The sequence below is a fragment of the Streptomyces sp. NBC_01264 genome, assembly GCF_026340675.1.
Classification (GTDB): domain Bacteria; phylum Actinomycetota; class Actinomycetes; order Streptomycetales; family Streptomycetaceae; genus Streptomyces.
This window is the reverse complement of the sequence record NZ_JAPEOX010000001.1, coordinates 204,276-227,248: the sequence shown is the minus strand read 5'-3', so window position 1 is coordinate 227,248 and position 22,973 is coordinate 204,276. Positions and strand designations below refer to the sequence as shown.

The following is a 22,973-nucleotide window of genomic DNA, read 5'->3' as shown; positions in this document are numbered from 1 at the left end:
CGCGACTCCTGAAAGGAGCCGGTCCTATGCAGAGGCATCCGCCGAACCGTTTGCCGCTGTCTGTGCCGAAGAGGTACTTCGAACTGCGTAGAGGTGGCCTGAAAGGGGCTGCCGCTGCCCGCCAGACCGGGGCAGGCGCCAGCGGGCGCGAGTGCCCAGCCACAGGTCAGGGAGGCTTCCACCGATGGGGCCTGGGCCGCAGGCTCCTGGAACTGCATGTCCCATTCGGCGATGGCCCTGTCCGGTTCAGTGAAACGGCAGGTCTCTGACTCAAACGCCTCACCAGGTACCCGCAGGCGCGTCGCACCAGCTGTCTCGTCGCCGCCGGTGGCGCGGCGACCTCGGACAGGTCTTGCCCGTGCCGCTCTTGGGGGTGGGGCGGGGCCGGCCGGCGAAGTGGGCGTCGCTGCGCGCGTCGTCGTAGAGCGGAGGGCGAAGCCCATGGTCCGGCCCGCACACGCTTCCAGGGCTTCACTCTCGCGCTCGGTATGGATGCCGGTGGCCGGTGGGAGGCTCTGACGGGTCCAGCGTGGCACGTCGGAGGGACAGGGTATGAGGTTGAGCCGTCGGGAACGGATTGCCTTGGACGGCTTCCTCCTCGCCGCGGGGGTTATCGCGGTTGGCTGGGGTGCGGCGCATTACGGCTTCGACCGGATCGCGCACCTGGCCTTCACCCTGAGCCTGGTCCTCGTGCTGGTCACGGCCTGCCGCACCGTGTTCCACGGCCTGACTTTCGTGCGGCTCACACCGCCGCGGATTCCCGCGTCGGAGGAAGTCCGCCGTCACGCGGCCCGCCAGGCCGGCCTCGATCCCGACGCCTGACACGACCTGGGCGGTATCGCCATCTTCACAGTCCACCCTGCCCCGGGCCGCTGCCCCTCCGGCCTCTGGGGGTCGGGAGAGCAGCGGGTGTACTAGGGAGCGTCTTGTCGATCACTTGTCGAGCCAGATGAGGGTGCTGGCGAGGGTGATCGCTGCTTGGTAGCGGGCGGGGTGCTTGTCGTAGCGGGTGGCGATGGCTCGCCATTGTTTGAGGCGGTGGAAGCAGCGTTCGACGACGTTGCGTCGCCGGTAGACGGCCTTGTCGAAGCGGCAGGGTCGTTCCCGGCGCCGGGCCCGGCCCGCGAGTTGGTCGACACGTTCCGGGATCGTGGCTTTGATACCGCGCCGGCGGAGGTAGGCGCGGAAGGGCCGGGACGAGTAGCCCTTGTCCGCGATGACCCGCTCGGGCCGCACGCGAGGCCGTCCCGGCCCGCTGCCCGCCACCCGTATGAGGCTGATGACGGTCTCGGCCTGGGTGCAGTCGTTGCGGGTGCCCGCGGTCAGCACGAACGCCAGTGGCCGGCCGCGGCCGTCGCAGGCAAGGTGAATTTTGCTGGTCAGCCCGCCGCGGGAGCGTCCCAGGGCCCGTTCGTCGAGCCCCCTTTGGCGGCGGTGTGCTGATGGGCCCGCACGATCGTGGAGTCGATCGAGACCAGCCAGTCCACCTCGCCCTCGGTCTGGGCGGCGGCCAGAAGACGGTCGAAGGTGCCGTCGGTGGCCCAGCGGGCGAAGCGTCCGTGGACGGTCTGCCACGGGCCGAACCGCTCGGGCAGGTCCCGCCAGGGCACACCGGTACGGAACTTGAACACGATGCCTTCGAGCACCTGACGGTGATCACGCCACCGCCCGCGGGCCCGGCCTGCCGGCGGCAGCAACGGCGCGATCACCGCCCACGCGGCATCAGACAACTCGACTTCCCTCACGCCCGGACCAACGATCCGATGATCGGAAAGACACTCCCTAGCGCTTCGGTCGGTGGAGACCGAGCACGTCTTCGCGGGGTATGCGCGGTGGGTAGGGTCGCGGTGGTGCTTTTCGAGAGGTTTTGGGGTGGTTATGCATCGTCAGATGCGTGTGGGTGTCCGTATGGTGACGGCTGTTCTGCTGGCGGCGGGTCTCGCGGGCTGCAATCCGGGGGTGTCGGCGGGCGGTGATGCCAAGCCGTCGCTGCCTGGGCAGGGCAAGGGCGGTGCGCAGGGTGCTCAGGGGGCGCCGGCGCTTCCGGGTCTGTCGACGACCGCGGTCGCCCGCAGCCAGCTTGCAGGGTTGAAGGTTGCGGGTCTGAGGCGATGACGGGGTATAGCAGGGAGAAGTTCACGCACTGGGCCGGGCAGGGCGATAGCTGTGACACCCGCGAGGTCGTCCTGGAGCGGGCGGGCAAGAACGTGAAGCGCGACGCCGCTTGCAAGGCCGTCTCCGGGACCTGGGTCTCGGTCTACGACGGGATCACCGTGACTGATGCCGGGAAGCTGGACATCGACCACATGGTCCCCCTAGCTAATGCCTGGCGTTCGGGGCCGGTGCGTGGACGGCGGACCGGCGTAAGCAGTTCGCGAACGACCTGACCCGCCCCCAGCTTCTGGCGGTGTCGGCGGCGACGAACCGGTCCAAGGGTGACCAGGGACCCGACGAGTGGCAGCCCCCGGCGAATGCTTATTGGTGTACGTATGCCACGGCGTGGACGAACGTGAAGTCCAGCTACCAGCTCACGGTGACCGAGGGCGAGAAGAAGAAGAAGCTGACCGAGATGCTGGAGACGTGCTCATGACCGACCACCAGCCCGCAGGCACCCCGCAGCCCGAGCACGGTACCGTCCCGGACGGGGCGGTCCCGTTGACCGACCACGTCAAGGCGGGCCCCGGGGGAGCGATGACCGATGAGGTCGGCGTCGTCACCGGCGACGTCACCCTGACGACCGAGGCCGGCCCGGACGGCACGGCCCAGGCGCAGATTCAGTACACCGGGGCCGAGGAGTGGTACACCCTCACCGGCAGCCCCGCGCCCCTTCCACCCGGCGGCCTCGCCGTGTTCCACAAGCACGTGGTCGAGGCCGTGAAGGCCGGAGGTGCCGCGGAGGTCCCCGCAGCCACTTCGTGAAAACTCGCCTGCGGCGCAGTCGGGCTGCGGCATCGTCGTGGTCAGGTGGCCCCGCATCGTGGGCTGCGTGAACACGGGGTAGGGAGAGAGCGGGCTTGTGGTGAGTAGGCGCGAGACCTGGACGACCGAGGAGTTCGGCACCTCCCACACCGGCGCGGTCGAGGCCGTCTTGGGTGACGGCAGCGTGCCGGCCCCGGTGTATTTCGACAGCGGCTCCGGCGGGGGAGGGGACACGGTCTCCCAGTGGAGCGTCTACGACGGCGGCTGGCCCCACGTACCGAAAGCCGCTGCGGTGCGCGCGGTGTGCTCCTGTGGCTGGGCCGGCCCCGACCACCGCCTGGACCGGGAGACGATCGCAGGCCGGGATCTGGCCGTGGCCGGGGAGGACCAGGCGGACGCCTGCGACCGGGACTGGTACGGGCACACCGACGACGTCGAGGCGACCACCGTCCCCCTGCCCGAGACCATCACCACGCTGCTGGCCCGCTTGGAGGAGGAGATCGACAAGCTGACCAAGACCTCCCCGGTCGCCGCGGTACGTGCGGCCCGCCGCCTTGAAGTCACCGCCGAGCGAGTCGGCTACTGGGCCGCCCGCGGTACCGCCAACGACCTCGACACTGAACAGGCCGCCGCCCAATTCGGCCTCGACGAGGACGCCGCCCGCAAGCTGCTGGCACGCCTCGGACGCTGGAGCCCGTACCGCTGACCGTGCTGGTCCGGGCGAAGGGGGTGGCCCGCCCGGGCCGACGTGTGACGGTGTGGCCGGTCGGCGGTGCAGCTTGGGGACGTCGCCGTACGACGTCCCGGGAGCTCCTCGCCCGCTCCCGCCCATGACCGGGCGCGCCCGGCCCCAGCCCCCTGGCCGGCTCCCGCCTCCGGGCGAGCTGGCAGCACTGTCCGTGAAAGGCCGCGCGCTGCTCCTCGGTCATGAGGCACCCGTCGGACGCGGCAAGGTGCTCGTGGGGAGGGCGGGGGAGAGGCCGCACGCCTGCGCAGCGGATCGTCTACCCGCCCTACGCGCTGGGCTGGGCTGGCGCCGGGTGTGCTCAACGGCGTTGGCATCGGGGTCGCGTACCGCCCAGCTGACATCCCAGCCGACCCGTAGCCACGTCGGGGCGTAGCTAGATGTGGGGCAGCCAGCCGTCGGTGACGTCGGAGTGCTCGCGTGCGCGCTGTGCCTTCTCTTCGAGGAGCCGGCGGAAGCCTGCCAGGGCGTAGCGCTCTCCGGTGCCCGCTCTGGGGCCGGGGATGCCGGCAACGGTGGCCATGCACTGCTGGGGCTGGGGCTGCCAGCCGGTGACCTGGACCCGTAGGTGCATGCGCTCGGCGCTCCGGTGCAGGTTGAGGAGATGGAGCAGGCCGTCGATGTCCATGGCCGCGACGGCGTGCAGGTCCACTAGGAGAGCGTGCTCGTCGATGGTCACGTAGTCGAGCGCGCGCTGGAGGATTTCTCCCGCGCCCTCGTCGAGTTCCCCTGTGGCGCTGATCTGCATCGAGTTGCGGCAGTGCTGGATGTCCACGTTGATCAAGGTGCTGCTCCCGTCACCCGAAGGCTTCGGACCCCCGGGGCCCCATCCTGGCGCGCTACGGCGCAGGGCCGACATGCGGCGCGCTGGAGCGCGCGGAGAGGGCCGTGTGCCGGGACACGCCAGTTGTCTCTGGAGGAAGCGTGTGGCCCGCGCGTTCGGTGGAGATGGGACAGGCTTCTTGCTGTCACCCCTGAATCCGTCCGGCCGCTTCAACGAACGGATTCGGGCAGCCGCGGCGTACGCCGGCCCGGCCCAGGCCCCGCGGGGTTTCCGTCCTGGCGCGGCGCCTACCGGCGGCGATACGAGGCGCGCTGAACCAGAGGCCGTCGACGTCCGTTCCATCGCCTGCCACGGCACGTACTGTCGTGTCAGAGCGAGGGGGAGTTTCTTCAGGAGGCTGGCGTGGCGGTTGACCGGATCGGGCTGGCCGAGGCGCTGGCGGCGGCGAAGGCGGCCGCGCCGGTGAATTCCCTCGAGCTCGTGGCACGTACGCTGCGCGACCGGTTCGGTGCACGTTCCGTGTCGTTCCTCTTCGTCGACGTCGCCGGCCGGCGCCTCCTGCGGGTCCACGACACCGCGGCCACAGCACACGAGGATCGCGCTGAGCAGGTTCCCCTGGCCGGCAGCACCGTCTACGACGAGGTCCTGCGTTCCCAGAGGCTGGTCCTGGCAGCGAACGGCGGACAGGGGCAGCGGGTGCTCGCCCCTGTTTCCAACCGCGGTGACACCATTGGTGTCCTGGAGCTGTTCCTTCCCGAGGCCACCGCGGACGTACTGGCACAGATCGAGGAAGCCGCGCAGGCGCTGGCCTACATCATCGTCACCGACCGGCGCTTCACCGACCTCTACCACTGGGGCAACCGCAGCACCGTGGTGAGTCTGGCCGCCGAGATCCAGCACCAGCTCCTCCCCTCGGCAGCCTCCTGCGAAGCGCCCCAGTTCACGCTCGCCGGCGCCCTGGTCCCGGCAGCGACCATCGCCGGTGACACCTACGACTACAGCCTCGACAACGACACCCTGCATCTGTCCGTCACCGACGCCATGGGCCACGACGTCAACGCCTCCCTCATGGCCACCCTGCTCGTCAACGCCTCCCGCGGCGCCCGCCGCGCCGGATGCAACCTCGCCGAACAGGCCCGCCAGACCCACCAAGCGCTCCTGGACCACGGCAACCGGACCTTCGCCACCGGGCAACTGCTGCGCATCGCCCTGGACGGGAGCGGCGCCCAGCTCGTCAACGCCGGCCACCCCTGGCCCCTGCGGCTGCGGGCGGGGGTGGTCGACGAACTGCGGCTGGCCGTGGACCTGCCCTTCGGAATCGCCGAACAGGGTCCGTACCGGGTGCAGGATCTCGACCTGCGTCCCGGTGACCGGCTCGTGCTCTACACCGACGGCATGCAGGAGCGTCAGGCGCAGGCTGTTGATCTCGCCGCTCTGCTCCGCAAGACGCTGGCGGAGCATCCGCGCGAGGTCGTGCGCACTCTGGTCGCAGCGGTCGCCGACGCCAGCGATGGTCGCGTGAGGGATGACGCCACCGTCCTTTGCCTGGACTGGCACGGCCCTGATGGCGAGGACCGTCTCGCGGAAGCCCGAACCGGTTTCTGAGGGCCGACTCCTCACGGGTGCCACACACCACAGCCACGCCCGAGTGGTCCGGTCCCGCCAGTCAAGAACGGCTCCCCCTCGCCGGAGGGGGAGCCGTTGTGCTGTCCGCACCCCCCGAAGGGCCCGCGGCACGTTCGGCGAGGCCTCGTTCCTCCACCCGCCCGGCCAGTTCGGTGGTCCACGAGGTCAACATCCCTTGCTGAGCACGCGACGCGTCGTGCCACGCACGACCCCGTCAGGCGAGGGCCGTGTCGCCGTCCAGCCTGGTGGGGTGCGTGACAGAGCCCGGCCGTCTGATGGTGGGGCCCGGCCGGGCTCTGCGTGTGTGGGGTGGGGCTGCTCAGACGTCGTCCTCGCGCAGGTCGCGCTCGTTGCCGGGCAGGTCTTCCTCGCGGCGGCGTTCCTTGCCGTCGGGGTGCTTGCCGCGGGAGGGCTGGGCGGTCTCGGGGTGGACCGGGTCCTGGCCGGGGCGCTGCATGCGCGCCTCGAGACGGCCCGACGTGGAGCGGCTGGTTCCTCCTGACTGGGGGCCGGAAAGCTAGGCGATCTGGCTGGCGTATACGGCTTCCCGCCTGAGCCGATAAGAAACGGGTAAGAAGTCGTGCATGGTCTCGAATCGCAGGGGCATTCGGTTCTGTGGAGGTTGATAACTATGGTTCCCCTGCTTCTTGTTCTTCTGCTGGTTCTGGTTCTCGCTGGTGCGGGTTTCGCGATCAAAATTCTCTGGTGGGTCGCTATCGCGGTCCTCATCCTGTGGCTGATCGGCTTCGTCGCACGTCCCAAGGGCAGCAGCGGCCGGTGGTATCGCTGGTAGCTGATCTGTAGAAGCGCAGTTCAGATGTGGTGTGGCGGTGGCCTGTCACCCCCCGACCGGGGGTGACAGGCCACCGCCATGTCGCCATGCTGGGGGTACTGGTTTTGCCGTACCGGGTGAAGCCGGATATCGGGGGTAATGGGGAGGATGCCGGGACGGTCGCCGCGACGCAGCAGGGGACCTGCTCACCTCCAATGATCGACGGCCGTCTCGGTCCCGCCTTCCCCGTTTGTGTAGGGGGCGAAATGCGGGGCAGGCGGTGGTCAGGCCGGAACGGGAGTTCCGCCGTGAACCGTGAACGTAGTACGGAAAAAGGGAAGACCGGTCGGGAATCCTTTTCCCTTCCGTCTCCTATTTGACCGAAGGAGTTGTTTTCGCATGACTGAGAACTTTTGGGGTTACCGCGAGACCGCCGGCCGTTCGGCTGGTGCGGATCTGACGGGGTACAAGGTCGAGGCGAGCGACGGTTCCATCGGCAAGGTCGACAAGCACTCGGACGAGGTCGGCTCCTCGTACATCGTGGTCGACACCGGTCCGTGGATCTTCGGCAAGGAAGTTCTCCTGCCGGCGGGCACGATCAGCCGGATCGACGCGAACGACGAGAAGATCTATGTCGACCGGACGAAGGAGCAGATCAAGAACGCTCCCGAGTTCGACAAGGACAAGCATCTCGGTGACGCGGACTATCACCGCCAGGTCAGCGGCTACTACGACGGCCCGCACCGGCTGTAACCGACGCGGGACGCGGATCGAACGAGGCGGGGCGGCAACCAGTTGGTTGCCGCCCCGCCTCGTGCCATGCCATGGAGCCGCTGCCCAGCGTGCGCCCACTCGTCGCCGGCCCGACGGAGCCGCCAGGGCGCAGACGCAGATGGCGGCGCTCGGCGGCCTGACGGCTGGCGACCCCGAGGGGCCCGGCGAGATCGGCCCAGCTTGCACCACGCCCGCGGGCGGTCTCGATCAGTCCGCTCTCCCAGTCGGCGAGCTCCTCACGGATCTCGCGCAGCACCAGCAGTGCGGCCAGTGGATCAGAGCCCACCGCTGACATGGGCTCCGTTGGCACCGGTGTATTTGAGGGCGGCTGGTGCGCGGCCTTGAGCGCCTGGCAGACGGCTTCCAGAGCCGAGCTATTCGGCGTCTGTTGGCTCGGCTGGCCGCCGTGGCTGATGTAGCCGTCCTTCTGCCCTTGCGGCAGCGTCTCTATGAGGACGTTTCAGGCTGACGGAATCTCTGCGGGTGATGTCGAGTCGCGGACGCAGAACAGGCTGGTACGGGCGTCGCAGACGGGGCAGACGACCGGCATCCGCGACCAGTGCCCCGACCGAGGCGTCGACCAAACCGTTGTTCCGCCGGTCCGGACCTCGTGCTACTCCTGTTCGGAATCCCTCTGGGTCGCTCCTACGACCTATCAGGCAGTCTCCTGGGGGCAGATCTCGGCCAAGAGCTCCAGCAGGTGGGCGGTCACGAGCTCAGGCTCGCCCCGCCGTACCCAGGTGTAGACGGCAAGCCGCGCGGAGGCGTCGGCATGCCGCAGAACGTACCCGTCCCCCAGCCCACGCGGGCGGGACTGTCGTACTTGGATCTGCCGGGGCATTCCGTCCCCGTCCGCCAGTACCTCGACGACCTGACGCTCCGGGCCCTCCCGGAACTGGTACACCCAGCACGTCCGCATGCGGACCATTGTTTCCAGCACTCCCGGCCTCCGGGCGCCCGACACCTTCCAGCCCGCGCCGGACCACCGCCCTGGGCTCCGCTCGCGGCCAGTCGCGGTGGTGATCGACCGAGGACGGGCGTGACCTGTGAATGTTCCTCTCCCTCGGGTGGCTGACGGTCCACCAGGCGGTGACGGCATCTGGCTTTGTGGGCTGCACCGGCGATTCGGCTCGCCGGACTGAACGGCCTTCCACGCGTTCGTCAGGCGAGGCGTTCGAGGACGGCGGTCATGCCGATGCCGCCCGCGGCGACGACGGGATCAGGGCGGTGGAGGCGTCGTCCTGGCGCAGGGTGTTGAGGGCGGTGGTGGTCAGGCGGGCGCCTGCGGCTCCGTACGGCTCGCCCAGGGCGATGGAGCCGCCTCGGGTGTTGAAGCGGTCCGGGTTGCAGTCGAGTTCGCGGCAGTAGGCGAGCATTTGGGCGGCGAAGGGTTCGTTGCCGACGCAGACGTCGATGTCATCGAGGGTCATGCCGGTACGGGCCAGGACGCTGCGGGTGGCTTCGACGGGGGCCGGGCCCTCGGTTTCGGGGGTGTGGGCGCTGACCGCGGTGGCGAGGATCCGGGCCAGCGGGGTGATGCCGCAGGCGCGGGCGAAGGCTTCGTCCATGACGAGGACGGCCGCGGCGCCGTCGCTGAGGGGGGCCGCGTTCCCGGCGGTGACCCGGCCGTCGGGGCGTGCGGCGGGGGCGAGGGCGGCCAAGGTGTCGAGGGTGACCCCTTGGCGGGGGCAGTCGTCGCGGGTGACCCTTTCCCCCGCCGGGGTGAGGACGGGGACGATTTCGGGGGTGAAGAATCCGCTCTCCCAGGCACGGCCGGCGAGGCGGTGGGAGCGGACGGCGTATGAGTCCATCTCGGTGCGGGTGATGCCGTAGACGTCGGCGGCGTGTTCGGCGGCGAGTGCGACGGGGAGGTAGGGGTCGGGCAGGGCGCCGCCGGTGCGGGGCTCGTACCACGTCTCGCCGGCGGTGGCGGAGCGGTGGGCGGTGCGGGCTTCGGCGTCGGCGAAGGCGGGGTTGCGGGTGCCGGGCCAGGTGTCGGAGCTCCCGTACGCGAGACGGGACTGGGACTCCACACCGGCGGCCACAACGGCTCGCGCGTCACCGCAGCGGTGGTCACCACGGCCACGCATGAGGACATAGCGCTGATCCGTCTGCGCGGAGCCATCGACGAGGACAGTGCCCCCGGCCTCGCCCAGGCTCTCGCCGAGGCCGCGGCAAGCGGGAGATCGCGTACGGTCGTCGATCTCTCGGACGCCGACTTCGCGGACTCCCACGCCCTGCACGCCCTGCACGCCCTGCTCGACGCCCAGAACCTGCACCAGGCGGCAGGGGTATCCCTGGTACTGGCCGGCCCGCTGCAGATAGGCGTCCGCCGCCTCTTCGAAGTCACCGGCACCGCGGCCGCGTTCCGGATCACTGACAGCCTGGAGAGCGCGATGACATGCTGACCACCACGCTCATTCTCCGAACTGACGTGTGTCCGCATGCCGTGCCTAGGCCCGGGCAGGCGATGAGGCGATGAACCCGCCCACAGCAGCCCCCCGAAGGAGCCACCCGCCGCAGCGACAGCAGCGCTGCGGCGGACGCCCGGCCGCGCTCCGCCGCCGAGGCCCGCGACGAGGTTGCTGCTCTGCTGCAGCATGCGGGCATCGCCCTGGACAGCGTCACCACCGCGGACGCGCTGCTGGTGACCTCGGAACTGGTCACCAACGCGATCCGCCACGGCGGCGGACTCATCGCCTTCTGCGCCGAGATCACGGGCGAGGCCCTGCGCGTGTGTGTCAGCGATGGAGCCCGCACGCTCCCACGGCCCGGGCGGCTGCCCCGGAGCAGCCCGGTGGGTTCGGCTGGCCGCTCATCCAGCGACTCGCGGCACACGTCGACATCCGCAGCCACCCCCGCGGTAAGACGATCATGAGCGTCCTGCGCCTCACCTGATCCACCCCCACCCCCACCGCCCCCGGGCCTGAGCCGGTCGGCCCCGGGATGCCGCAGGCCTGCTCCGGCCCTCGTGCTGCGGCGTCGAACGAGCACGCGACCTGCCCCGTGGCCTCACCTTGCGGGCTCGCGGACCTCGCTACCCCGGGCGGCGACCTCCGACTCCCTGGCCGGCGCACTCACCAGCACCTCCCGATACCCGATCCAACCCGGGCCGTGGTCGACATGATGAGGGCCGACGAGAAACCACGCCGCAGCGAAGCTGCTCATCGACAGGGCCGGCACGCAACGGCCGCTCACCACTGCGTAAACCGCCACGTTCCTCGGCAGGGCCTGGGCCCCGCCCCGGGCCTGTCCTGGCCGCCGAGGTGCGGCCCGGACGCGCCCCTGGCACTGCTGCTCCGTGTGGAGGGACGTCGCCGCGGCTGAGCGTGCAGTACGGGCCGCTTGTGGCCTTTCCTGCCCTTCGGGAGGGGCAGGGGCCTCGTGTACGCGGTGGTGGAATCGAGAGGCTGCCGGGTTCGCGGATTCACGGTTCGTGGACTGGGTCCGTGGGATTGAATTCTGGGCAGGTCTGGATTGGGTGGTCGGCGCTGTCGGGGAGGGATGGCCCATGTTGGATGTGTTCGTACTGCCTGTCCGCTGTGTTGTGTGTGGTGCTACCGGTCGGGAGGGTGAGGTCCGTTCGGTGTGGATCGTGCAGGGCAAGGCGTCGGTGACCTGGCACACTGATGACTGCCCTCACCTCGCGGCGGACCGGGTCCTGGCCCACCGCGAGTGAGCCCCGGCCTTCGGTGCGGCGGGGTGACCTGCGCGGTGCGGGATCGTTTCAGCAGATGTGAATGACAGATTCTGGATCCCTGGTGCTGCTCCAGGCTCGGCCCCTGACAGCCCTTCCCGCCCCGGGCCGCCCACACCCGTCCACCACCCCGTGGTGACCATTCGCCGGGAGACCGTGTGAGCGAACGCCCCTTCTACTGGTGCCGTTCCTGCCACCAGCCCCTCTACGCCACCGGCTCGTCGACCGCCGAGGCTGACTGGGACTGGGAGGTCGATCACCAGCAGCCCGGCACCTGCGGCAACCAGCACCTGATGCCCCTGACCGGCACAGCACCAGCCCCCGAGAACCTCCGCGACGCCTCACGCGTCCTGCGCCTCTTCGGCTCCTGACCGGTCTCACCGAGCTTGCCCGCAGAGCTTGCCCGACGGCGTGGGAGTGCTGCGCGCACGTCACCCGCGCGACGCCTGTGAGGTGACGGGTGGATCACGGCCCGCCACGGTGTCCCGTGGCGCGTCGTTGGGCTGGTCATGGACCAGAGAACCGTTCCCGCACCACGGTGTTCCACGGGGCCCGGGCTGCGGCTGGGTGGCAGCTTGGTGTCGGATTCGCCGATCTACGACGCCGTGGAACGGCAATGGCTCCAGGAGGGCCGGGAGGTTCCCGCTCTGGGAGGATCCGGCGGTCCGGCGACAGGCCGGCACCGCTCACGCGATCCCGACCTTTTCCACCGCGGCTGACCGGACCCTGCTCGTTGGACCTCGGCGACCTCGTGCCCGACAGCGTGCGGTCACACCCTCCGGAACGTGACGTGGCTGCGTCCGCCATCTACACGGAGACCTGTGGGTGCATCGCAGTACACGGTCGTCCTGTCGGCTGGCCGGCTCCGCCTCAACCCGTCCTATCGGGGGAGTAGTGCGCGGATCGTCTTGCCGCCTTGGGGCGTGGGGGTGATGGCGGTGGTGTGGGCGAGGTCGTGGTCGGGCCTTGACCCCGAATCCTGAACACGGGTTATGCGGCTGGTGTCAGCGTAGTTGGTGTGAGGTGGAGGGCGTTTTCGAAGGCGATCGGTGATCGTTGTCCGAGGCGGGAGTGTCGGCGTCGGGTGTTGTATCGGGTCAGCCATCGGAAGGCGTCGAGTCGGGCTTCGCACTCGTCTGGCCAGCTCTTTCGTCCCTGCAGGGTTTCGCGTTTGAAGGTCGCGTTGAAGGACTCGGCGAGTGCGTTGTCCGCGCTGGACCCGACCGCGCTCATGCTTCGCCGGACCCCTGCTGACCTGCAGGCTTCGGCGAATGCCCTGCTCGTGTACTGCTTGGACTCAACCGGTCGTTGCAACACAGGCCTGTTGGAGCAACAGTACTTGCTCGTTGAGTGCCTCGGCTGGGGTCTTCCAGCCGAGTGTCTTGCGTGGTCTGGTGTTCAGTGCGTGGGCGACAGCTTCGATGTCCTCGGCGGACCAGCGTGAAAGGTCGGTGCCTTTCGGGAAGTACTGACGCAGGAGCCCGTTCGTGTTCTCGTTTGTGCCTCGCTGCCATGGGCTGTGTGGATCGGCGAAGAACACAGGGATACCGGTCTCGATGCGGAACTGCGTGTGTGCCGACATCTCCTTGCCGCGGTCCCATGTCACAGAGCGCCTCAGCTGCTCGGGCAGCGTCGACATCGTGTTGGCGAGTGCGTTCTTCATGGAGATCGCTCCGTAACCGGCCAGGGCGGGGCCGTTCTTCGTTCGGGGGATTGTCCCGAACCCTTCCTCGCGGGGCAGGTGGACCAGCATCGTGAACCGGGTCGACCGCTCGACTACGGTGCCGATCGCGGAACGCTCCAGCCCGATGATCAGGTCCCCTTCCCAGTGGCCGGGAACAGCACGGTCCTCGACCTCGGCGGGCCTCTCGCTGATTAACGCTTCCGGCGTCACGTGCGCCCAGGTCTTCCGGCGTGAACGCGCCCGCGGCGCACGCAGAGCGCGACCGGTTCGAAGACACAGAATGAGCTCGCGTTTCAGCGCTCCGCGGCCCTGAATGTAGAGGGCCTGGTAGATCGCCTCGTGGCTGATGCGCATGGACTCATCATCCGGGAATTCCAGCTTGATCCGGTTCGCGATCTGCTCCGGACTCCAAGCCTGGACCCATGCCCGATCCGCGCGATGCGGCTTGTTCCGTCCCGTCCAGTTGCCTGTTGCAGGACCTGCGATAGCCCTGCCGCATGGCGTGCTGATCTGACCGGACAGTCGCTCCTGGACGTAGGCGTGCAACCGCGGGTTGGCAACGAGCTTTGCCGCTTTCGGGCGGCGTGCAGCCATGTCGGCTTTCCACTGGGCAACGGACGCCCGATAGTCACGCCTGCCGGCTCTCGTGGCCGCGTTGCGCCTCAGTTCCCGGGAACTCGTTCCAGGATCACGACCGACATCTCGAGCGATCTCGCGCACTCCTTTGCCCTGGGCTTTGAGAAGCGCGATTTCTTCCCGCTCGCGAAACGACAGGTATCTGCCCGAAGGCGGCTTCGGATCGAACGGTCGCATGCCGCCACACTGGCGGTACCAGCGCGTCGCGACCGCCGGCGCCACGCCGACGACGGCCGCGGCCTCCTCGGCAAGAAGGCCCTTGGCGATCTCCGTCCAGAACGCCGCCTCGACATGACGCTGGTACTTCGGATGCCCCGGAGACCTCAACTTCGGACGCACCGCCCTGTCCGCTGCCTGCTGACGACGAACCACCCCACACCTCCACGATCACGAGGTGTTGCGACGACCAGTTGAATCCGCCCTGGGCTCCGTGGTCGGTGTGCATGATCGATCCGGCAAGGCTGCCGCGCGTGCGGATCGCTGCGGCCAGGGCGTCGGTGACGAGGTCCGCGCGCATGTGGCCGGCGATCGCCCAGCCGGCCAACCGGCTCGAGGCGGGGTCGATGACGGTCGCCAGGTAGCAGAACTTCCCGCCGTCGATGGGCAGGTAGGTGATGTCGCCGACGTACTTCGTGTTCGGGATTTCGGCGGTGAAGTCGCGGCCGATCAGGTCCGGCGCCTTGGCCGCGGTCGGGTCGGGGACGGTGGTGCGGTGCCGGCGGCGCAACCGGACTCCTTCGATCCCGGACGCCCGCATGAGTCTGGCGACCCGCTTGTGGTTCACCGCTTCTCCGCTCGTCTCGCGGAGCTCGGCGGTGATCCTCGGGGCTCCGTAAGTGCCGTCCGATTCCTTGTGCACGGCCCGTATCCGGACGGTGAGCCTCGCGTCGGCTGCCTGCCGGGCGGCCCGGCCCGTGGCTGTCCGGCGCCAGTAGTAGAAGCTCGAGCGGCTGACACCAAGGATGCTGCAGAGCCGCTTCACGCCGTAGCGGCGCTGATGGTCGGCGACGCACTGGAAGCGGTTCACCAGCGCGTCTCCCCGGCGAAATACTTCGCCGCTTTCCGCAGGATCTCGCGTTCCTCTTCCAGCTCACGGACCTTCTTCCGCAGAGCTGCGTTCTCTGCCTCCAGCGGGGCCGGCGGCTGGGCCGGTTCCTGCGTCCGGCGTCCGCGGGGCCGACTCGCTCCGGCCGCCCGGACCCAGTTCCGCAGCGTCTCCGGGTTGATCCCCAGATCGGCGGCGACCGACGTTATCGTCGCCTCCGGCCGCGACTCGTACAGCGCGACCGCGTCCGCCTTGAACTCCGGCGGGTAGTTCTTCATGACCACGAGATGTCCGTTCTCAGATCCTCAGGATCCAGTGTCTCGTGTGTGCAAAATCAGGGGTCAAGGCCCTAGGCCTTGTCCGCCAGCACCATGTCCGGGGTGATTCTGGGACGGCCGGTCTGCCGAGGCACCCGTAAGCGGTTCATGACCTGCACGCATGCGGGTGCATCCCCGGCCTGGCCCGGTGTGAGCACGAACGCCAGCGGCCTGCGGCGGCTGTCGGCGGCGAGGTGGATTTTGGTGGTCAGTCCGCCGCGGGAGCGTCCGAGGGCGTGGTCGTGCGGCTCGCCGGCCGGGGCCCCTTTTGGCGGGCACCGGCGGCGTGCTGGTGGGCGCGGACGATCGTGGAGTCGACGGCGACGACCCAGTCGAGGTCGCCCTCGGCGTCGGCCTGGGCGAGGAGGGCGGTGAAGACCTTCGCCCAGGTCCCGTCCGCGGCCCACATGCGCAGGCGGTTGTGGGCGCCCTTCCACGGACCGAAGTGCTCGGGCAGGTCCTTCCACGGCGTGCCGGTGCGGTACTTGAACGCGATCGCGTCGATCACCTGCCGGTGATCCCGCCACCGCCCACCCCGCCGAGGCGTCCGGTCCGGCAGCAACGGCTCGATGCGTGCCCACTGGGCGTCAGTCAACGACACACATCAACCAACGATCGGATGATCCGATGATCCGAAGGAAACGGCCTAGGCTGCGCAGCCGGACGGGAAATTCACGCTATTTTCGACAACGTGACAGTGCCGTTCCTCGAGGTTGCCCCGGCTTACCTCTCCGACACCACCGCCGCCGACGTCCTGGGGCCGCTGTGCGACGCGATCGGTGAGGACCTCGACACTGGCCTGGCTACCCGCCGATACGCACTCACCGGAGTCTGCTGCGCCCTGCACGGCCCCGTCCTTTGACCGGAAATATGGGGGGAAGGTGCGCAGGCGACGGGTGTGCATTTTGCCTGGTGAGGGCCTGTTTTCTGGCTGGTGACTGCCCGGACTTTCTTGTGTGGGTGTAGGGGGTTGGTTCGGGAGTGGGTGGGTGGTCTGCGGGGGTGCAGGCCTGGTCGGCGAGCTTGCTGTAGGTGGCTCTCGGCGCATGGGTGGGTGGGGGTTGAAGGCAGTCGGGGCTGCTGGCGCGGGCGGGTTCTTGGGCGGGGCCACGGCTTCACTGGTGGGGCTGCGGTTCCTTGAACGAGGCGCGGGGCCGGGTTTTGGTGGGCGGGCCCTGTGGCGATTTGTGCTGCGCGGTGCGGGGCCTGCACGTTGGCGTCCTGCGGATCGTGTCCGGTTGGGCCTCGGGGCGGGAGCTGCCCGGGGATGCCGGCCACGGTGGCCATGCACTGCTGGGGCTGGGTCTGCCAGCCGGTGACCTGGACCCGTAGCCGCATGCGCTCCGCGCGCCGGTGCAGTTCCAGGAGGTGGAGCAGGCCGTCGACGTTCATGGCCGTGATGGCGTGCAGGTCCACCAGGAGATCGCGTTCGTCCATGGTCACGCGGTCCAGAGCGCGCTGGAAGACTTCTCCCGCGCCCTCGTCGAGTTCCCCGGTGGCGCTGATCACCACCGCGCTGCGGCAGTGCTGGATGTCCACGTTGATCAAGGTGCTGCTCCCGTCACCCGAAGGCCCCGTACCCGCGGGCCCCCCATCCTTGCTCGGTCGGCGTAGGGCTGGCATGCGGCGCGCTGAAGCGCGTAGCGGCCCGGGTCCGTGTCCGGGGCACCGAGAGGAGGCGGACGGTGTGGGCGGGTCAACCCGCTCCAGAGCTTGGGGTCCTGGCGTCTGTTGCGGCACCGCCGCTCATGGCGCGGCCGGGCCCCGTGTGCGGCGGGGCACCACAGACGCCAGGACAAGAGGGGCCGGCCCCCGAATGCTCGGAGCCCAGGAAGCCGGGGTCATCCCCCGCATCCCCTTCAACGATCAGACACCCCCATAGGCAGCGCCTCACGCAGGCTTTTCCGTCGCTGGAGACACTCCCTGGGAGACACCAGACCCGATCCGGCACCACCCATGCCCGCCTTCCAGCCCTATCAGGGCGAGCGAGACCAGGTTCCAGCCGACTCGGCGGTCATGGTCAAGGCGGGAACGTTGGGACCGCCGGCGACCGCAGCGGTCACCGTCGCCCCTGCCGTGGCCTTGCCGCTAAGCGGCGCCGACACCTGCATCATTTGTCTGATATATACGTTTTATGTGGCGGGCTGCACTCAGGCAGTCCGCCGTCCTGAAAGGTGACACTCATGCCGGAGAAGTCGCAGGGTATGCAGGATGCCGCGGAGCAGGTCAGGAAGATCGAGTCCAACATCAAGTCTGCCCCCGAGGACTGGAGCAAGAAGCGGGAGACCACCGAACTCCTGCGCGAGCTCAAGTCGACGGTCGAGCAGCAGAGCCGCTGACACCCCGTCGCAGACCCCGCCGCAGCGCATGATCCCGGCATCCCCACCAAGGCCAGGTCCGGCCGCGGACGAGAGCGGCACCCCCCGCGCTGCGCGCGGTGTGCCACCAGACGTCCCCGTCTCATCGTGCGTCTGAACGCGACAGCGATCTCGAACGCGGTCTCCAGAACACGCTCGGCGCGACCAACGCCGAGATCCTCCCCTCTGGGGACCGCGACCGGGCTCGACCAGCCCCGCCACCCCGGCATCCCCGGATGCCCCTGGCGGGCTGGCCGGGCACCAGCACAGGAAGTGCGGCCTTTCAGCTGCCCCACTTCCAGCCCCTCCGGGTGTGCCCGCGCCCGGCCGGTGAGCGGCGGTCCCACCAGCAGAGCCTGCGGGACGTTGAAGCCCGCGCTTCCCGCTTCACCTCGGCGCACGCGTAGACCGCGCCCCAGAACGAGTCGCGCCCGTCTTCAGCGTGAAAGGCCTCGGCGAGGTCGGTCTGACTTCAACGGCGCACTGCCCGCAGTTGGAGCAACCGGGGCCCGGCCGCACCAGCTCAGCTCAACCACCGGTGGCAGGTGCTTGCCTCTTCCCCGGTTGCTGCCGCTCTGCGGGGCGTTGAGGCGCGGCTGTCGTTGGTCATGCTCCCGGTTGGGTCTGGCTGCTACATCTGGTTGACGGGCACTGTCACGTTAACGACGCATGGCGTGTGCATGCCGGTGGATCTTCCGGCGAGAGGGTCCCGATCGCCGGTCCTGCGCAAAATTTTCCGCCGCAGAGCGGACTCAGACAGCTGGATGTCCCGCCATGTGCACGTCATTGTTTAAATGTGACAGTGCCCGCGGCCGCACGCAGAGCCTCCCGCCGCAACCGCCTGGCACGCCACGAGGCTTCCCTCACCTCGAAGCGGGAGAGCGTGATCGTGGACCGCGAACGCGAGGGCCTCATCGAGCAGCGCGACGCCGCCCGCGCGCAAACCGCCCAAGCACTCGCCGACGACCGTCCCGCCACCACGGCCGCTCCGGCCGCGGGTCACCGGCGTGCCAAGTGGCTCGGCGGGCACAGCGATCCCCGCTAGCCACCGGGGCACCCTGTCGTTGGCGAGACGTGACCCTTCGAGCGCCGGCGCCCCGCTGGCCTAGCGGGGGAGGGGCGCGAGTACGGTCTTGCCGCCTTCGGGTCTGGGTGTGATCACGGTGGCGAGGGCGAGGTCGTTGACCATGTGCCAGCCGAATCCACCGATCCCGCCCCTTAGGTCGGGGATTCGCATTCGCGGCGGTTCGGCGCTGGGATCGTCGACGGCGACCTCGATGCTGCCGGGGTGGGCGGTCCGACGCAGGGTGTAGGTGCCACCGCCGTGACGCAGGGCGTTGGTCACCAGCTCGGAGACGACCAGGACCACGCTGTCGGCGCAGTCCGGAGCGATCGCCGGGTGCTCCAGGGCCTCCAGGAAGGCCTGCGCGGTCTGGCGTGCTCCAGCGACGGCGTTCAGGGAGCTAAGGGGGGTGCGGTCGGGGCTCGTCGTGGTCATCGCGCGCTCCGGGTCCGTCGTTTGCGTCGGGCCGTGCCTGCCCGGTCGTTGTGCCCGGGACCGCAGTTGTCGAACCTAACGACACCCGATTACCTCAGTGGCGGGCATCCAAAAATCTATGTTGACTGGAATAGACATTGGGCTGTGGTGTGGTTATGGTTTCTCTCGTAGCCCAGAGAGACAGCAGGGCCTGGCAGAGACGGACTGCCGGGCAGCAGTCCACGCAGTAAGCGGTACCCGTAGTTGCAGTGCGCAGGACGGTGCGGTGGCGGAGTGTCGAAGCCAGGGTTGTTGCAGGACGGCGACGGGACTGGCCATCGGACCGGGTGGCCCGCAGTGATCAGGGGCCGCCGAGAGTAGTACCGCAGTTAACGCATTGGCAGTGCCAGCAGTTCGCAGTACCCAGCAGTGCAGTCAGTGAGTAGTACTCGGTGAGCGCGCTGAAGTGTGGGCGCACCCACCGGGAGGTTCGGCAGTGGGGTTCTAAGCCAGAGCAGTTGCAGGATGGGCGACGGGGCTGGCTGCCGGAACGTGGCGCTCGGACAGGCCACGAGCAGTTCGCAGTACAGAGCAGAGCCAGCAGTTGTGAGTGGAGCAGTACACGTAGTTCGTAGTACCAGCAGTTCCCAGTGGTAAGTAGTTGATCATCCGAGGGATGAACGAAGGGATTGGGCCATCAGGATCGCCCGGGCGGAAGTCTGAGTCCGGGTACCGCAGGACATCGTTAGTGAGGTGGTCTCCGGTCAAGCAACCGCGATCCCCGCGTATCCCGTCCCTGATTCGGAGCGAGCTCGCGGGCGAGGCTGCCGTCACCTTCGTCGACACGACGACGGCCGGACCCAACCCCGGTCGGCTCGTCGCCGCCTGGGCGGCCTGGATGAACGAGCGCGGCGAGGGCAACCGCCCCGTACGGGGCATCGGCGAGACCGCCTGGCGCCAGGCACGCAACCCTGCGCACCTCGCGGAGCTGCGCTACCACGAATGGCTCCTGAACCGGGCTTTCGCGCGCAGCTCCACCTGGTCGATGCTGTGCCCCTACGACGACGCCGACCAGGACCCGGACGCCCTGGCCGCCATGTCCCGCTGCCACCCGCTGATCCGCCGCGACGGGAAGCACGCGCCCAACGAGGACTACCTCGCCGGCGAGGACTACACCTTCGAGGCCCTGGCCGGCCCCCGCGACCCGTCCTTTGAGCTTAGCTACACGCACGGCGACCTTGCCACGATCCGCTCGAAGGTCTCCCGGAGCGCGTCCGACGCGGGCGTGCCCGAGGACCAGCTGGGTCAGCTTTCCGTTGCCGTCACGGAGATCGCGACGAACAGCATCCGGCACGGCGGCGGCCACGGAACCCTGCGCACATGGTCACAGGACGCGACGTTCCTGTGCGAGTTCCGGGACGCCGGCTACATCTCGGACATCATGGCCGGCCGTATCCGGCCCACCCCCAAACAGATCGGTGGCCGCGGGCTCTGGCTGGCCCACCAGCTCTGCGACCTCGTAGAGATCCGCTCCACCCGCGACCAGGGGACCGTGATCCGCCTCCACATGGACACAGGGCGGTAGCACTACCCGGGGCCTGCCCCCGGTCCGCCGCCCCGGATCCGGGACGCGGCCCGGCGTCGCAGCCTCCATTGGGCTGACTTGCTCTGCGCTGTCGGGCAGCGACACGGGAGACAAAGGGACCGGGTGAGGTGGCCAGTCAACGCGACTCTGAACCGGACGACAACACCTCCGCCAGGAGCCCCTATGGACCATTCGGCCGGGCAGACCGTGTGCGTGATCTCGAGAACCCGCGCTACGACGACTACGCGTTCTACGCCATCCCGGTCGCACCACACGGTCGTAGCGGGGTGCGGCCCCACCAGGGCGCACCGCTCGCCGCCATCCGCACCCCAGCGACGGACCGGAATGCAGCGCGTCGCAGAGGGATGGCTCATCGACATCGTTGAGGGGAAGGCGGAGGGCGAGGCGGTACTGGCCGCCGGCAGCCGCCAGGGCTGTGGACGGCCTCGCCCGAAAGGTGTGCGCGGAGGGTGAGCCCGACACCGGGGAGATCACGGTGACGATCACCCACCACGGGCTGACCCGGTCGGTGTTGCAGGCGGTACGGGCGCCACGGCGGTTGTCATTCGGAGCCGGCGGCTGGAGTTCCCTTCTGCCCTTCGGCCGTCAGGTGGGTGATGGCCGGGCTAGGGTCGTGATCAGTCCGCGCCGACATGGGTGCGCGGGTCAGGACCGGTGCCCAGAGAGCTCTGGGGCAGTACGACCGGGCCGCCCCTCGGGCCCGGTGCTCCGATGACGGAGTACCGGGCCCGCGCTCGCGTACCGGGCGGGGTGCCGCTGTGCTCCGCGGACGGCCGCGCACAGGCAGTGGTGAGAAGCCTGGAACCGCCGCTGTGGCCGTGGGTGATCCATTAACGTCGCAGGAACCGTCTACGGAAGGACAGCTCCATGGCCGTCACGATCCTGTTCACCCGCGAGGACCTCGAACAAGCCGGCCCGCAGGACGCCGAGCTGGCTCTGGCCTTCGACCAGGGCCACTCCTGGATCGGAGCGGGTGCCAATGAGCCGGTCACCGCGGCCGAGGTGCTGGAGGCGGGCGGCGAGCAGCTCCGCAGGTTGGCCGGCTCCCTGGGCGTGACCCCAGAGGAGTTCGCGTCCAGGATCACCGAGTACCTGCCGGCCACGGTGGACGCTCTCACGCCCGAGGACGCCGACCTGCCCCTTCAGGACTCACGGCCACCGACACGGCCGGCCTGGCCAGGCTCATGGGATCCGCCGGCGACGCCACGGCAGCGGCCGCGGGCCCCGAGCTCCTGGGAGGCGGCTACCGGGCCTTCGATCCTCAGCTCACCCGGTTCCACGCCCCCGACAACCTTTCCCCGTTCGGCGCGGGCGGCCTCAACGCCTACGCGTACTGCGCAGGCGACCCCGTCAACCTCTCCGACCCTGAAGGGCACTGACCACAGCCCTACGTCCCGGCGAGGGTTCCACCGGGCTCACATCCGAACAGGCGTCTGGGTAAGCCTTCCGCCGGCAGCGTGGGCAAGCCTTAGACCGTGTCCTATGTGGTGAGGCGGACGAGTCGCTTGAAGCAGCAGATGGCGGCGGCGAGTCCGAGAAGGCCAGGTAGTTGCGGGGGTGGCGTTCGTAGCGGTGGTTGAGGCGGCGGTAGCCGGTGAGCCAGGACATGGTCCGCTCGATCACCCACCGGCGCCGGCCGAGTCGCTCCGGTGACTCGATGCCCTTGCGTGCGATACGGACCCCGATGCGTTTGCCGCGTAACCATGTGCGCAGGTGGGGGATGTCGTAGGCCTTGTCGGCGTGGAGGCGTTGGGGTTTGAAGTGGCGGCCACGGTGTGGGTCGTGTCTCGTTTGGTTACCCGTGATCATGGGCTTCAGGGCGAGGCTGTCGTGGGTGTTGGCCGCGGTGACGCCGACGAGGAGGGGCAGTCCGTTCGCGTCCGACAGGACGTGCATCTTGGAGCCCGGCTTGCCCCGGTCCACGGGGCTCGGACCTGTGAGTTCGCCCCCTCTTTAGCGCGGACGTGGGCGGAGTCCAGGACTGCGCGGGAGAGGTCGAGGAGGCCGGCGTCGTCGAGGCGGTGCAGGATCTCTTCGTGCAGTCGGCCCCAGACTCCGGCTCTCGACCAGATTAGGAACCTGCGGTGGGCCGTCGACTTCGATATCCCGAAGCACGGCGGTAGTGACCGCCAGGCGCACCCGCTGACCAGCACGTAGATGATGGCCGCGAACAGCGTCTCATCAGGTGTATCCGGGGTGCCGCCGCCCTGCGGCCGCACTTTCGACGATGGGATCAGCGGCTCCGCGATCTCCCACAGCCCGTCCGGAACAATCCAACTCCAAGTACCCCGCCCCATGCAAAGCTCAACGACGCCTCACCACATAGGACACGGTCTAAGTTACCAGCAGGTAAAAGGCTTGAACAGGCCTGCGGCACCGCTCTGCGGCACGGCTCTGCGCCACCCGAGCTCGACAAGGCCGCGAGGTCTCCGTCCGGGCGATGCCAGTCACGTGAATCCGGGACCGTAAAGAGGCGACTTCACCCCAATCCGCACCGTTCCTAGGCTGAAGGGGCAATCAAGCGGAGCATGCGC

At 69.1% G+C, this 22,973-nt stretch carries 23 protein-coding genes and 8 pseudogenes; 17 read left to right on the top strand and 14 right to left on the bottom strand.

Going from position 1 to position 22,973, the window contains the following annotated elements; all coding sequences use genetic code 11:
• The first annotated feature begins 582 nt into the window (after positions 1–582).
• Positions 583–822, top strand: a complete 240-nt coding sequence (locus tag OG435_RS01100) for a hypothetical protein (RefSeq protein WP_266874821.1) — start codon at positions 583–585, stop codon at positions 820–822.
• Positions 823–933: 111 nt separating this feature from the next.
• On the opposite strand, the pseudogene OG435_RS01095 reads toward OG435_RS01100, so the two are convergent.
• A pseudogene (locus OG435_RS01095) lies at positions 934–1,745 on the bottom strand (IS5 family transposase).
• Positions 1,746–2,111: 366 nt separating this feature from the next.
• Between OG435_RS01095 and OG435_RS50050 the strand changes: the two are divergent.
• From OG435_RS50050 to OG435_RS01080, 4 genes are all read left to right on the top strand, one after another.
• Positions 2,112–2,387, top strand: coding sequence for a hypothetical protein (locus OG435_RS50050; protein WP_323187768.1), 276 nt, complete (start codon positions 2,112–2,114; stop codon positions 2,385–2,387).
• A gap of 20 nt (positions 2,388–2,407) precedes the next feature.
• Entirely contained in the window at positions 2,408–2,590 is a 183-nt protein-coding gene (locus OG435_RS50045) for a hypothetical protein (protein ID WP_323187767.1), read from the top strand.
• Complete coding sequence (locus OG435_RS01085; RefSeq protein WP_430625552.1) at positions 2,587–2,919, top strand: hypothetical protein; 333 nt, start codon at positions 2,587–2,589, stop codon at positions 2,917–2,919. The genes OG435_RS50045 and OG435_RS01085 overlap by 4 nt, the downstream gene beginning before the upstream one ends.
• Positions 2,920–3,019: 100 nt before the next feature.
• Positions 3,020–3,625: a hypothetical protein gene (locus OG435_RS01080; protein ID WP_266874820.1), complete on the top strand. Its 606-nt coding sequence runs from the start codon at positions 3,020–3,022 to the stop codon at positions 3,623–3,625.
• A gap of 415 nt (positions 3,626–4,040) precedes the next feature.
• Here the strand turns inward: OG435_RS01080 and OG435_RS01075 are convergent, their stop codons facing one another.
• Positions 4,041–4,439 (bottom strand): STAS domain-containing protein, encoded by a 399-nt coding sequence (locus OG435_RS01075; RefSeq protein WP_266881488.1) that lies wholly within the window; start codon positions 4,437–4,439, stop codon positions 4,041–4,043.
• Between the two features lie 411 nt (positions 4,440–4,850).
• Between OG435_RS01075 and OG435_RS01070 the strand changes: the two genes are divergently transcribed.
• Complete coding sequence (locus tag OG435_RS01070; protein WP_266874819.1) at positions 4,851–6,053, top strand: PP2C family protein-serine/threonine phosphatase; 1,203 nt, start codon at positions 4,851–4,853, stop codon at positions 6,051–6,053.
• Between the two features lie 340 nt (positions 6,054–6,393).
• Here OG435_RS01070 and OG435_RS01065 read toward each other — a convergent pair whose 3' ends face one another.
• Complete coding sequence (locus OG435_RS01065; RefSeq protein WP_266874818.1) at positions 6,394–6,531, bottom strand: hypothetical protein; 138 nt, start codon at positions 6,529–6,531, stop codon at positions 6,394–6,396.
• A 174-nt stretch (positions 6,532–6,705) separates the two neighbouring features.
• Here OG435_RS01065 and OG435_RS01060 point away from each other — a divergent pair, with 174 nt between their 5' ends.
• Positions 6,706–6,867 (top strand): hydrophobic protein, encoded by a 162-nt coding sequence (locus OG435_RS01060; RefSeq protein WP_266874817.1) that lies wholly within the window; start codon positions 6,706–6,708, stop codon positions 6,865–6,867.
• A 378-nt stretch (positions 6,868–7,245) separates the two neighbouring features.
• Positions 7,246–7,599 (top strand): PRC-barrel domain-containing protein, encoded by a 354-nt coding sequence (locus OG435_RS01055; RefSeq protein WP_266874816.1) that lies wholly within the window; start codon positions 7,246–7,248, stop codon positions 7,597–7,599.
• 109 nt (positions 7,600–7,708) lie between these two features.
• On the opposite strand, the pseudogene OG435_RS01050 reads toward OG435_RS01055, so the two are convergent.
• From OG435_RS01050 to OG435_RS01040, 3 genes and pseudogenes are all read right to left on the bottom strand, one after another.
• Positions 7,709–8,035, bottom strand: a pseudogene (locus tag OG435_RS01050) (HSP18 transcriptional regulator); the annotation flags it as partial.
• A 240-nt stretch (positions 8,036–8,275) separates the two neighbouring features.
• Positions 8,276–8,539, bottom strand: a complete 264-nt coding sequence (locus OG435_RS01045; protein WP_266874815.1) for a hypothetical protein — start codon at positions 8,537–8,539, stop codon at positions 8,276–8,278.
• Between the two features lie 268 nt (positions 8,540–8,807).
• Positions 8,808–9,653: a hypothetical protein gene (locus OG435_RS01040; RefSeq protein WP_266874814.1), complete on the bottom strand. Its 846-nt coding sequence runs from the start codon at positions 9,651–9,653 to the stop codon at positions 8,808–8,810.
• Between the two features lie 36 nt (positions 9,654–9,689).
• Here OG435_RS01040 and OG435_RS01035 point away from each other — a divergent pair, with 36 nt between their 5' ends.
• The 3 genes from OG435_RS01035 to OG435_RS01025 all read left to right on the top strand — a co-directional run bounded on the left by OG435_RS01035 (position 9,690) and on the right by OG435_RS01025 (position 11,688).
• Positions 9,690–10,028, top strand: a complete 339-nt coding sequence (locus tag OG435_RS01035; RefSeq protein ID WP_266874813.1) for an STAS domain-containing protein — start codon at positions 9,690–9,692, stop codon at positions 10,026–10,028.
• Positions 10,029–10,210: 182 nt separating this feature from the next.
• Positions 10,211–10,498 carry an ATP-binding protein gene (locus OG435_RS01030; protein WP_323187931.1) on the top strand — a complete coding sequence of 96 codons (288 nt, stop codon included), beginning with the start codon at positions 10,211–10,213 and terminating at the stop codon, positions 10,496–10,498.
• Positions 10,499–11,475: 977 nt separating this feature from the next.
• Entirely contained in the window at positions 11,476–11,688 is a 213-nt protein-coding gene (locus tag OG435_RS01025) for a hypothetical protein (RefSeq protein ID WP_266874812.1), read from the top strand.
• 619 nt (positions 11,689–12,307) lie between these two features.
• Here the strand turns inward: OG435_RS01025 and OG435_RS01020 are convergent.
• From OG435_RS01020 to OG435_RS01005, 5 genes and pseudogenes are all read right to left on the bottom strand, one after another.
• A pseudogene (locus OG435_RS01020) lies at positions 12,308–12,607 on the bottom strand (transposase); the annotation flags it as partial.
• A 7-nt stretch (positions 12,608–12,614) separates the two neighbouring features.
• Positions 12,615–14,009, bottom strand: coding sequence for an IS30 family transposase (locus OG435_RS01015; RefSeq protein WP_430625551.1), 1,395 nt, complete (start codon positions 14,007–14,009; stop codon positions 12,615–12,617).
• Between the two features lie 109 nt (positions 14,010–14,118).
• Positions 14,119–14,619, bottom strand: a pseudogene (locus OG435_RS50625) (IS3 family transposase); the annotation flags it as partial.
• A 41-nt stretch (positions 14,620–14,660) separates the two neighbouring features.
• Positions 14,661–14,960 carry a transposase gene (locus tag OG435_RS50620; protein WP_430625550.1) on the bottom strand — a complete coding sequence of 100 codons (300 nt, stop codon included), beginning with the start codon at positions 14,958–14,960 and terminating at the stop codon, positions 14,661–14,663.
• 74 nt (positions 14,961–15,034) lie between these two features.
• Positions 15,035–15,600: pseudogene (locus tag OG435_RS01005) on the bottom strand (IS5 family transposase); the annotation flags it as partial.
• Between the two features lie 90 nt (positions 15,601–15,690).
• On the opposite strand from OG435_RS01005, the gene OG435_RS01000 reads away from it, so the two are divergent.
• On the top strand, positions 15,691–15,861 hold the full coding sequence (locus OG435_RS01000) for a hypothetical protein (protein WP_266874810.1): 171 nt from the start codon (positions 15,691–15,693) through the stop codon (positions 15,859–15,861).
• A gap of 440 nt (positions 15,862–16,301) precedes the next feature.
• Here the strand turns inward: OG435_RS01000 and OG435_RS50040 are convergent.
• Positions 16,302–16,622: pseudogene (locus tag OG435_RS50040) on the bottom strand (STAS domain-containing protein); the annotation flags it as partial.
• Between the two features lie 560 nt (positions 16,623–17,182).
• Here OG435_RS50040 and OG435_RS00995 point away from each other — a divergent pair.
• On the top strand, positions 17,183–17,338 hold the full coding sequence (locus tag OG435_RS00995) for a hypothetical protein (protein ID WP_266874752.1): 156 nt from the start codon (positions 17,183–17,185) through the stop codon (positions 17,336–17,338).
• Positions 17,339–18,152: 814 nt separating this feature from the next.
• A complete protein-coding gene (locus OG435_RS00990; protein ID WP_266874809.1) occupies positions 18,153–18,401 on the top strand; it encodes a hypothetical protein in 249 nt (82 codons plus the stop codon).
• 60 nt (positions 18,402–18,461) lie between these two features.
• Here the strand turns inward: OG435_RS00990 and OG435_RS00985 are convergent, their stop codons facing one another.
• Positions 18,462–18,854, bottom strand: a complete 393-nt coding sequence (locus OG435_RS00985; protein WP_266874808.1) for an ATP-binding protein — start codon at positions 18,852–18,854, stop codon at positions 18,462–18,464.
• Positions 18,855–19,581: 727 nt separating this feature from the next.
• On the opposite strand from OG435_RS00985, the gene OG435_RS00980 reads away from it, so the two are divergent.
• From OG435_RS00980 to OG435_RS00975, 3 genes and pseudogenes are all read left to right on the top strand, one after another.
• Positions 19,582–20,418 (top strand): sensor histidine kinase, encoded by an 837-nt coding sequence (locus tag OG435_RS00980; protein ID WP_266874807.1) that lies wholly within the window; start codon positions 19,582–19,584, stop codon positions 20,416–20,418.
• An 888-nt stretch (positions 20,419–21,306) separates the two neighbouring features.
• Positions 21,307–21,552 (top strand): annotated as a pseudogene (locus OG435_RS50315) (YidB family protein); the annotation flags it as partial.
• A gap of 71 nt (positions 21,553–21,623) precedes the next feature.
• Positions 21,624–21,818 carry an RHS repeat-associated core domain-containing protein gene (locus OG435_RS00975; RefSeq protein WP_266874806.1) on the top strand — a complete coding sequence of 65 codons (195 nt, stop codon included), beginning with the start codon at positions 21,624–21,626 and terminating at the stop codon, positions 21,816–21,818.
• A gap of 101 nt (positions 21,819–21,919) precedes the next feature.
• On the opposite strand, the pseudogene OG435_RS00970 reads toward OG435_RS00975, so the two are convergent.
• Positions 21,920–22,736 (bottom strand): annotated as a pseudogene (locus tag OG435_RS00970) (IS5 family transposase).
• Between the last annotated feature and the right edge of the window lie 237 nt (positions 22,737–22,973).